Raw genomic sequence first — 10,770 nt, forward strand, 5'->3', positions numbered from 1 at the left:
TTTATAGAAACTTAAATTAATCAATATTTAGGATAGATGCAACCCCGTAGCTTTATCAAAGCACTCAACATAACCAATCCTTACGAGTAAGAGGCAAATTCCATTCTTTATCAGCCTGCCGTCGCAGTAACATTTGATAGACTGCCAGATAGTTCTGTTCAAAGGATTGGGCAAAACCAGTCAGATAAAGCCGCCATAATCGCGCTTTCGGTTCTCCGATTAAAGCGATCGCTTGCTCCATCGCTACCTCTAGGTTAGCAGCCCAACATCTGAAAGTTTTGCCGTAGTGCGATCGCCAAGTTTCAACATCGACAATTTCCCATCCCCTTTCCTCTGCGGCAGCTAAATTGGTAGACAGATTGGACAATTTTCCATCCGGAAAAATGTAACGCTCAATAAAACGATCGTTAAGACTAGAACCATCCGATTGTTCCATCGCAGTCATGCCGTGGTTAAGGAACAAACCTCCAGGCTTCAAAGCAGATAAAGTATTCTGAAAATATATTGGATAGTTATTAACTCCTACGTGTTCAACCATACCAATAGAAACAATTTTGTCGAAAGTTGGCTGCTTGGGTAAGTCTCGATAGTCTAAAAGCTCAACTTGCATCTGTTCGCCCAAACCTTCTTTTTCAATTATTCTCTGATTAAAATCCAGTTGTTCTTTGCTCAGAGTAATGCCATAACCTTTCACTCCGTAATGGCTTATAGCCCAGCGTAGCAAAGCACCCCAGCCACAGCCAATGTCTAGTAAATACTCTCCTGATTTCAGCCGCAGCTTACGACAAATTCTATCAAGTTTAGCTTCCTGAGCTTCTTTGAGGCTCATCTGTTCACTTTCAAAATAAGCACATGAGTAAATAAGCAAAGGATCGAGCCAAAGGCGGTAAAAATCATTGCCGACATCATAGTGATGTTGAATAACTGCTTGGTCACGTTCTTTAGTGCCAAATTTAAGTTTTTGCCAAGGTGAATTTTCTTGAAGCGATACAGGTAACTGGGGTAAAGTCAGGGCTTCAGTCCAAGACTTGATTAATTTGCTGCGTTTGATGTGGGAGTAGGAAATATTCTCTAATCGTAGTAGGTCGTTGATGTCACCTGAAAAGTCCACAAAGCCCTGAAGATAGGCTTCACCTAACACCAAAATATCTTGAGTGAGAATGAGAATCCTGATTACTCCGGGATGATGAATCTGCAATGTGAATTTAGAAAGATGGTTATTAGTGCTTGTGGATGATAGTTGCTCTGTACCCCAGCAATCAATGCACAATTGCAGAGGTAGTGTAGACAACACTTCAAGCAAGATTTCGCGGATACTGGAAGGAAGAGTAGGGTAAGGCATTGATATTGAGTAATTCGTAATTATATTGCAGCTATTGAGCGATTATAGCCATGATTTAGGAATGGTATTACTTACAATGCACACTTGTATATAATTTATCGGGCGCGGATACCCTGTGTCTTCCAGATCCAGGTTACGAGAGCAAGGTGTTAGTGGTTGAGTGAGCTTGTCAAAGCGATCGCATAACGTGGTGTCCCCTGTTCAGCTTGCTTTAACCGTTTTCATAACCCCAACTTGTTAGAGATTCTGGCGCGGGTGATACAAATCCAAAATTTCCCGCCTGGTTTCTGCTCCCTCAAGTTCCGCATATTATCGCGATTATCGTGAAGACAAACTGGGAAATTGGGGTGACATCAGGCTAGATATCCTGGCCACCCCAATTGACAATTGTAGGTTTTGGATTTTTAACTTCTTCGGGAACCGTATTGGGTTAGGTTTGCCTTATCCCAGAAGTATTGACGCTAGAACGCTTTAGCCTACCGGAAGGGATGTTTAGAGCCTCAAACGCTGAAAGTCAATCCCAGCAAGCATTTAACAAATTCGCTGGCAAATATTTTCCCAAAATTCCTCTAAAGCCAACAGATTTTTTCCTTATTTCAACCATGAGGATCGATCCGTAGGCACTCCCCAGCCCCTAGTCCCCCATTGCCTGCCATTTCGATAAAGTTTTTGTAAATGGAAAATTACCTCTATCTTAAGTATTATTCGTAAAAGTTATTAGATGTGATCTGGTTTACAGCCGATTAGGATAGATATTTACACTAATGGCACGGAAGTTCTGAATATGTTTTTTCGGTAAAGATACCGGGGAACTATGGACATATTCATCGTGGTAATGCCAAGATGCGCTGAGACAAAGAGTTACAGCGGCTTACGAGATTAAGCACCTAAGTAATCCTACTAGGTTGCTTGGTATTTTATTTACAAAATTACAATTCTCTTTCAGCTGCGCTGGAGTTGGGGGTACTGTGCGTTCCTGACATCTCCATGCGCCCTGAAAGCAGAGTGATGCAAGCCAAAACCGACTTGCAGCAGCTTTTAGTGTCAATTAGCAGGCAGTTGGAGTTTTTTTTTACGAAGACTCTTGCAGTTGCTAGTAAACCTCAACTTCAGCACAAAAGCGCGTGTTTCGATTCGTTGAAGTCCTATTCAATTGCCTTTGAGGAGATCAAATAAAGTGGCTGAATCGTTCTTTACCCTTCAAACATACACACCTAACAGCGACGTTGCCGTAGGTTTTAAACTAAACCAACTCATCTATAGCCGCGCTGGAAACGATACTCTACTTGGTTATCAACCTCTTACACCTAATCTCAATCAACCACAGATTGATTTTTTTATTGGCGATCTAGCAATAGAAGATCCCACTTTTCGTTCGTGGAGCGACACATTTATTCTTGGGGATTGGAGCCGGCCCTACTATGCCAACGGCGACCCAGATGTCCCCTTAGGTGTAAACGACTTTGGTTTAGTTATTGACTTCAACTCTGGGCAGGATTTCGTTCAGTTATTCGGCACCGCAAACGATTACCAGCTGGTAGACCTGGGGATTGGGTCGGCGCTACTCAAGCAACAGCAAACTGGACTTGATGTCGTCGGCTTTTTGCTTGGTAGTTCTAATTTGAATCTAGGAGGTAACTATTTCCAATTCCGAGGTTCCACCCCACCACCAGGACCAGTCCTACCACAGGCTAAGCAATTGGGGACTCCGGGTTTTGATGTAACTCCTGTCACCGCCACCGATACTTCCGGCAATGTGTATGTAGCAGGAGGAACCACTGGTTCTCTAGGAGGAGCCAATAACGGAGATTCTCGCGATCCGGTAATAGTGAAGTATGACAGCAATGGCAATCAATTGCAGACTATACAGTTTGGCTCTGCCAATTTTGATACAATTTATGGTATCAAAGTTGACGTTCAAGGCAACATATACGTAGGCGGAACGACTGAAGGTAATTTGGGGGGACCCAAGCAAGCAGAAGGTGCTGATGCCTTCGTAGCTAAGTTTGACAGCAATGGAAACCAGCAGTGGATTCAGCAGTTTGGACGTGAGCTAATTAATTCCGCCTTTAGCCTCGATATTGACGAAGATAGCAATGTCTACCTATCGGGAATAACTGTTAGGTCATCTCCAGATTTTGTTACAGATGATTTCTGGGTGACTAAGTATGACACTAATGGCAGCCGCCAGTGGTTTACAGAGTTTGGAAGTCCCGCTTTTGACGAACCTTACGCCGTTGCTGTCAGCAACGATGGCAGTGTTTATGCTGGTGGATGGACTCTAGGCGATTTTGGGGGAACCAATGCCGGACTTTATGATGCTGCCTTAGCCAAGCTAGACAATGATGGTAACGTTGAGTGGACTAAACAGTTTGGGACTGCTGATTTTGACTGGATTTGGGGTGTAGACACCGACACTCAGGGCAATGTTTACGCTGGAGGATGGACTCTGGGTGACTTAGCAGCAGAGAGTGCCGGGTCTTACGATCCCTTCTTAGCTAAGTATGACAGCGACGGAAACCAGCTGTGGATTAAACAATTTGGCTCTGCTGGTGACGATCAAACTTTCCGCCTAAACATCGACAATGACGACAATATCTTCCTGACAGGATATACCAACGGCAACTTGGGAGGAACCAATGCTGGGTCTTTTGATGCCTGGGTGTCTCGGTTTGACACTGATGGTAATCAAGTGTGGATTCAACAGTATGGAACCCCCGAATTTGATCAAGGCTACGGTATCAGCACTGATAACGCCGGGAACCTCTACGCTACAGGTATTACTCAGGGTTCTTTTGGGGGTACTAATGCTGGATCTTTTGATGGTTGGGTGGCTAAGATCGACAAAACGTCGGGAAACTTGCAAAACTTTAACGGTACTCCACAGTCTGTTAATCCCTTTTCATCGCTAAACTTGTTTGCTAGTAACGTAGGTTCACCCCAAATCACTGGCCAGCAGATAGACTATCTGACAAACTTTTTTGAGGAGTTTCTTTCTTCTACAGGTATCGGGACGGATGGATCGGGGTTAGCAAATCTTATTCGTAACCCTTACGTTATCGAACCTACCCCTGTGCCTGAAGCATCTTCTGGAATTGGTTTATTGATGTTTGCTGCTGTCTCATGTGTCGGTGCTATGCTGCGAGGGCGTAAAATAAGTCCGAGCAAGTCTAGAATATCGATTGAGTAATTACCAGCAAGGTTGTCGAGTAACATACTTGTCGTCTCCCCATATATCATGGTTCCGTAAAAGCGACATTAATTTGGGAATGACGGCAAACAATTTGTTACTCGACAGGAGGGGTAGGAGCGCGATCGCGTTCTGAATTCCCAATACCAAACAAATTATCAACCAGGCTCCCAAAAAAGTTAGCCATCACACCAGTAGTGAAATAATCCATCATAGTATTAACCACAGCTTTTATAAGCAATGGAAATACCATATCCAGCGAGCCACTCAGTACAGCTCCGGTATAGGTGGCGGCAGTTTCATCGGGAATTGCCTCCCATAATGAAGACTCAGGAAGGATGTTAGTTTGTTCGTTAATTGTCTGGTCTTCCATCCACAACTCCTAAAGATGGAGACGAGATTGCTAGTAACTTAATACTGCTTAGGAAAACTCCGAGGGGTTTTGTTTCCACTGTTGTTAATCCACTAGAGAAAATGTCAGCTCGCCTTCAGTAGCCAACTTGCCATCAACTTCAGCACGCGCTTGCATCTTACCGAAACGTCGCTGTTTTATCCACAACAATTCGACTGTCATTACCAGCTGATCGCCTGGTATCACTTGACGGCGGAACCGGACTTTATCAATACCAGCAAATACAAATAGTCCGCTTTTCGACTCTAGCATCTGGGTCAGCACCACGCCGCCAACTTGGGCCATCGCTTCTACAATCAGTACCCCAGGCATAATCGGTTTACCTGGAAAATGTCCTTGAAAATGAGGTTCGTTGAAGGTAACGTTTTTAATTCCCACAATTCGTTCCCCTGGAACATATTCAATAATTTTGTCTACAAGTAAAAAGGGGTAGCGGTGGGGCAATATTTTCTGAAGTTCTTCGACTGTGAGAATTGGGTTAGTCGTTAAAGCAACTGGAGCAGGGGCAGAAGAATTGGTTAAATTAACGTCGAGTACAGTTGTCATGAGTAAATTTTGATTGGGGATTTGATTGGAATGAGTTATAAATCAGTCGATAAGCTGAGTAACGGATTTAATTTGTAAAAATGTAATCAGCAAGATGCTCACAAAACTTTTTTATATTTTTTAATGCTTGTTAGCATTAAAAAATATAAAGTGCCAAGGTGACATTGTGAACGGCGAAACTAAAGGAATTAGAAAGAGAACTTCTACCCGTTGAGTTGGGCAAAGCTGCGGAACATAATCAATATCGCAAGCTGAATCGGGATTCTTTAGATTTATTGTGGGAGGAATTGCATCTGTCAAAGTAATCAAACCAATGCCGCTGTAATCCCCAAGCAGTTTTTTCCAGTATTCTTTTACTGAGTTTCCCACAACAGTAATTGCTCCCAGTCCTGTGACTACTACTTGTTTTTAATTCAAGTGACATTAGTATCACCTCCTGTTTTGCGGAACGCGATCGCCATCTCAGTTTTGAAACTAAGCCAATAGCCAAAAATCGCGTAGAACATGAATTTGTAGGAAGTCAGCGCTTTCCATAGTTTTATTGGTTCAAAAATAACGTTGATCGTGCCGTCAAAAAGGCGTTGATACTCATTCCAAGCACGAGAGTTTGTGCCGAACCAGCGTGTATCGTGATAAGGTTGGTCAAAGAAATCTACAGGCTCCCACCCTTGGCGACACCCCAAGGATTCAATAGATTTGCGAGTATAGAGATGAAGGTGATAGGGAACATGAACCGGGTTATAGTAATCGGAAACATTGGGCTGGGTTAGGTCGATATTTGCTGCGTTTGGCGTGCCAATCAGAATATGACCGCCAGGGGCGAGAAGGGCATCCAACTCACACAATAGTGCTTTGGGATCTTCAACGTGTTCGATTACATCTTGGAGCAAAATGTAATCGAAAGGGCCTCGCTGGAGAGTTGCGCGATCGCCAAATCCTTCCTTTGGGGCATAAGGGTCATATCCGTGGCAATTTGCAAAGCCGTTTTGTCGCAGATACTGTACAAACATACCGTTGGCGCAGCCATAATCGAGCAGCGAGTGAGCTTTAGAAAACCCTTGCTTTGTCAGTTGTCGGCATAGATTTCTATAGGATAAGCGCAATGGTAATTTAAGTACGGTTTGGGCAAAAGGGTATTTTGCATAGTAGTGTCCGAGATCAACGACATCTAAACAATGAATCGTCATGCAACCTGGGCATCGCCAAACCTTGAATATCTCATCTCCAAAAGCTTTGACGTTACAAGAAAATGTTACAAACACAGATTCGTCATTCGGATCGATGCGATGATTGCAGATCAAACAGTCAAGGCGCTGTTTGTTTTTTCTTGGCTTATAAAATACGGACAAGGCAGAATTTTCAAGATAGTTAGGATTTGAGTTAAACTCAATCATGTCAGTTTCACCTAACAAATGTTCTTAAAAGTTGAAAAAGTCTCTAAGTTCCCTCACATCCTACTTAGACTTTTCAAATTTTTATAATCCTTACTTACCCCTAATAGTTTCTGATAGTAATTGCTAAGATTTTGACATCCTTGGTCGAGAGAAAACTGCTTCGCATCTCGCGAGGCGTGTTGAATAACTTCTGTGTTATTGATGGATAATACTCGGTGAATGCCATTAGCTAATCCTTCAACATCATTAGCTGGGACGAGATACCCATTGACACCATCGAATATGTACTCTGACACTGCGCCGCTATTAACAGTGACAACGGGAATACCTGAAGCCATTGCTTCCACGATTGTTCGCCCAAAAGTTTCGTAAGGTGAAGGGCTGCAAAATACATCACATGAAGCTAATACATTAGCCTTTGTTTCTCCCAGTAGAAACCCTGTAAAGTGGATATCGGGAACTTGTTGGGCAAGACGTTTTAATTGGTTAACGACATTATCAGGCCCATCACCAGCAATTATCAGAGAATAATGAGGGCATTGGCGTTTTAATTTTGCAAAAGCTTCGATTAGTAAATCGGCTCGTTTCTCGAAGCCAAGACGGCCCAGAAATAGCAAAACTTTGTTGTCTTTCTCTTTAGCACTTAACCACGGTTCTAACCATTTCCGGTTCCGACGACTGGGGCTATATGTGGAAACATCAATTCCTAGAAAGGGAATTGTATTAACCTTGGGAATTCCCAATTCTTGACAGCTTTGGCTTGCAGATGTACTAGCGCATACTGTCATATCGAGTTGACGATATAAATAACTTGCTAACTGAGAACTACGCGCAGCCTTTCGCAACCATTGCCAACCCGGATAAGCTGCTGAAAAATTGTACAGGTCGGTATGATATTCGGCTATGTACGGAATATGATACTTCCTGGCATAGCGTCTACCGGGTAACTGCCATGTGCTTAATAAGAAAAAGCGTTCTACATCCGTTATTATAATCAAATCAGGTTGGTAGTAAGCTAGTTTTTTTCTGATTTCCTGTGCTGCGCTAAACTTGGGAACATGGGTCAATTTATAAGGTAGCCAAGGCTTTGACGGATAACGTTCAATAATCAACTTTCCTTTTAAATTTAATGGCACTAATGGGGTATCTGGCGCATTTTGCCAATCGGGTGCAAATACAACCACACGATACATCTCTTGCTTGGCAAACCATAAAGCGCGTTCCCAGTTGAAGTGAGAAACACCACTCACGTCAGGAGGAAAGCCTGTTACAAGAAAAGCTAGGGTGTACATTTTAGAGGAGTCCATTAAATTCAATCCTCATATTTATTCAAAACAAGCAGAAATTTATAAAAGAGAATTAATTTTGTATTCAGAGAAGACAGCTTATATCAAATCCGTTTGTACAATAATTGTTTTTAGTCACACATTCAAGAAGTAAACCTCTTAGAGGAGCCAGTGGTTTTCGTGCGATCGCACAAAAACCACTGGCGTATGTCACACAATAAAATTGTCGGCGCTTAAGTTACTGGCAGTAAAGTTCTCCAGGGTGACTAGCGTCCGGAAAGTATCGCGAGCATCGCCGACTGGGTTGATTTGAACCGCAGTACTCGAACCCAGTTGAACCAGTTGCACGTAGTCATCGAATGGCTCTGTGCTTCTGTAATTTGGGCTGGCGAAGATGGGACTAAGGTCGATGAAATCCTCATTGGCTGAAAAATCAGTTATAGTGTCGCCCCCGTCTTTGTAGCTTTTGTAGACAAAAATATCGCTGCCATCAAGACCAGTGATAATATCGCGACCTTTAGCACTAATAATCCGATCGTCGCCATTAGTGCCAGTCACATTCTTTCCACTTGGTTTATTGTCAGCAGTACCTGTAAAGCTTTGCAGGCTTCCGGAGTTTGCATCTAGTTTGGCTACCCAGCTATCGACACTTCCAGCAGGGCTATCCCCAAAAGAACTCTCAGTAGCGCCTGTAACGTAGAGGCTACCAGTAATGTCGTCAATGCTAACACCGAGAGCCTGATCGAGATTAGGAGTGCCAAACTGTTGAGTCCACTTCCGGTTTCCATTGGTGTCGTACTTGACCACCCAGGCATCAAAAGACCCGGCATTGGTTCCTTTCAAGCTCTTATCGGTATATCCTACAACGTAGATATTGCCAGCTAAATCGGTCTCCACGCCAAAGGCTTCATCATCACCACTCGTACCAAACTGCTTAAGCCACTTCTGGTTTCCATCGCTGTCATACTTGACTAACCAAGCATCATAAAGCCCAGCATTCTTTCCCCCCAAGTCTCCCAGAGTCCATCCTACAGCGTAGGCATTGCCCTGAGTATCGGCATCCACATCCCAGGAGAATTCATAAGTCGAAGTCCCAAACTGTTTAACCCACTCTTGGTTCCCATTGGTGTCATATTTGCCTACCCAGCCATCATAAAGCCCAGCATTCTTTCCCCCCAAGTTGCCGAGAGTCCATCCTGAAGCGTAGACATTGCCATCGCCAGTGACTGCAACGCCGTAAGCTTCGTCAAAATCAAGATCGTTGGGATTAGCGCTAGTACTATCAAACTCCTTAAACCACTGGCGCTTGCCATTGGTGTCATACTTTGTTACCCAGTAATCGTCCGTAGCCGGAAGCGTTCCTCCTGGTTCGCCTGACTTAACAGTTATTCCCGTTACATAGACATTGCCATCGTCGTCAACATCGACATCAAAGGACTGATTAATAATGTCAGTTCCGAACTGGTCAATCCATAACCGTTTGCCACTGCGGTCATACTTGGCTACCCAGGCATCAGTAGACGTTCCTTGCTTGGGTTCCGCCAAATTGCCTGCGGTAATTCCTGTTAAGTAAACGTTGCCTTGGCTATCAGTAGCCATACCATAAACAGTGTCAGCACGGGAAGAACCAAACTGTTTAATAAACGTCTGGTTGCCATCGCTGTCATACTTGACCAATAAGGCATCGCGCTCCCCAGCATTGGCTCCTCCCAAAGAACCACTGGTTCCTCCTGCGGTGTACACATTACCAAAGGCATCCGCAACTACACTAGCAGTGATGTCAAAACGGGAGGTTCCCAATTGCTCAGCCTCTTTTACTACTGGCTTATTAGGTGGGGTGTTCCCTTTTCCCTCATACCGGAAATAGCCACCCTTTAAACTCAGATCGTAAACAAAAGGCAAAAAGCCAATAAATTCAGATGTACCTTTTTTCGGCTGATAGTATATCTCTGTTCCCAGACCCGATTCTGCCAGTAGGTAGTCTTGTCGAGAACCGTGTAGTTGAATGATATCCTGGCTGGGGTTGAAGTCTAAAATTAGAGCAAAGTCCTTGAAACCGCCATCTACGTAGTAGGGCTGTTTTGAATCACCAAGAACAAATCTGTCTGTCCAATCACGCGGATTGGGCGGCTGTATTATTGGCAAGTCGCCGATTAAAATATCAATTTGGACTTGGCCAGATTTATTATTAAAAGGGTCAAGCCCAATCAGGGTATCGTTGCCATCGCGAGCATAAATGACTTGATTTTTTGCGGTCGCTGCGGCAAGGTCGCTGCCGGGAGTGTAAACTTGAATTGTAAATTCTGGGATAGTGACTTCATTGCTAACCCTGGAGATTTCACTTTCTCGAAATCCTTCGGGAAGGTTCTTTTTAGGGTTCTTCTTAGACTCCGGGATATCCACTCCAGACTTACCCGAAAACAGGTCTTTAACCTTTTTGCTAATACTCCCGCCTGGTTTGATTCCTTCAGCTAAAATCTGATCGTAAAACTTCTGCTTGTCCACAAGTTACTCCTCCGATATTAGTTCCTAACCATTAATTGCTAATGATTAGTAATTCCCCTCACAGCAAACATTCAAACTAAATCAACAGCTTATCA

At 43.7% G+C, this 10,770-nt stretch carries 7 protein-coding genes and 1 pseudogene; 1 reads left to right on the forward strand and 7 read right to left on the reverse strand.

Annotation, left to right across the window (positions count from 1 at the left end; translation table 11 throughout):
• Positions 1-64: 64 nt before the first annotated feature.
• A complete protein-coding gene (locus H6F74_RS08880) occupies positions 65-1,342 on the reverse strand; it encodes a class I SAM-dependent methyltransferase (RefSeq protein ID WP_190439325.1) in 1,278 nt (425 codons plus the stop codon).
• 1,177 nt (positions 1,343-2,519) lie between these two features.
• On the opposite strand from H6F74_RS08880, the gene H6F74_RS30915 reads away from it, so the two are divergent.
• On the forward strand, positions 2,520-4,532 hold the full coding sequence (locus H6F74_RS30915) for an SBBP repeat-containing protein (RefSeq protein ID WP_190439327.1): 2,013 nt from the start codon (positions 2,520-2,522) through the stop codon (positions 4,530-4,532).
• A gap of 97 nt (positions 4,533-4,629) precedes the next feature.
• On the opposite strand, the gene H6F74_RS08890 is transcribed toward H6F74_RS30915, so the two are convergent.
• From H6F74_RS08890 to H6F74_RS30920, 6 genes and pseudogenes are all read right to left on the reverse strand, one after another.
• A complete protein-coding gene (locus H6F74_RS08890; protein ID WP_190439329.1) occupies positions 4,630-4,905 on the reverse strand; it encodes a hypothetical protein in 276 nt (91 codons plus the stop codon).
• 84 nt (positions 4,906-4,989) lie between these two features.
• Positions 4,990-5,490 carry a 3-hydroxyacyl-ACP dehydratase FabZ gene (gene fabZ, locus H6F74_RS08895; protein WP_190439332.1) on the reverse strand — a complete coding sequence of 167 codons (501 nt, stop codon included), beginning with the start codon at positions 5,488-5,490 and terminating at the stop codon, positions 4,990-4,992.
• A 136-nt stretch (positions 5,491-5,626) separates the two neighbouring features.
• A pseudogene (locus tag H6F74_RS29905) lies at positions 5,627-5,784 on the reverse strand (beta-ketoacyl-[acyl-carrier-protein] synthase II); the annotation flags it as partial.
• Positions 5,785-5,903: 119 nt separating this feature from the next.
• Positions 5,904-6,884, reverse strand: a complete 981-nt coding sequence (locus H6F74_RS08905) for a class I SAM-dependent methyltransferase (RefSeq protein WP_190439335.1) — start codon at positions 6,882-6,884, stop codon at positions 5,904-5,906.
• A gap of 53 nt (positions 6,885-6,937) precedes the next feature.
• The gene (locus H6F74_RS08910) at positions 6,938-8,191 is read right to left on the reverse strand and encodes a glycosyltransferase (protein ID WP_190439338.1); all 1,254 of its coding nucleotides are present in this window, start codon (positions 8,189-8,191) and stop codon (positions 6,938-6,940) included.
• A gap of 189 nt (positions 8,192-8,380) precedes the next feature.
• Positions 8,381-10,675, reverse strand: a complete 2,295-nt coding sequence (locus H6F74_RS30920) for an SBBP repeat-containing protein (protein WP_190439353.1) — start codon at positions 10,673-10,675, stop codon at positions 8,381-8,383.
• Positions 10,676-10,770 lie beyond the last annotated feature (95 nt).

The organism is Trichocoleus sp. FACHB-90 (assembly GCF_014695505.1).
In the GTDB taxonomy this organism is placed as follows: domain Bacteria; phylum Cyanobacteriota; class Cyanobacteriia; order Cyanobacteriales; family FACHB-T130; genus Funiculus; species Funiculus sociatus.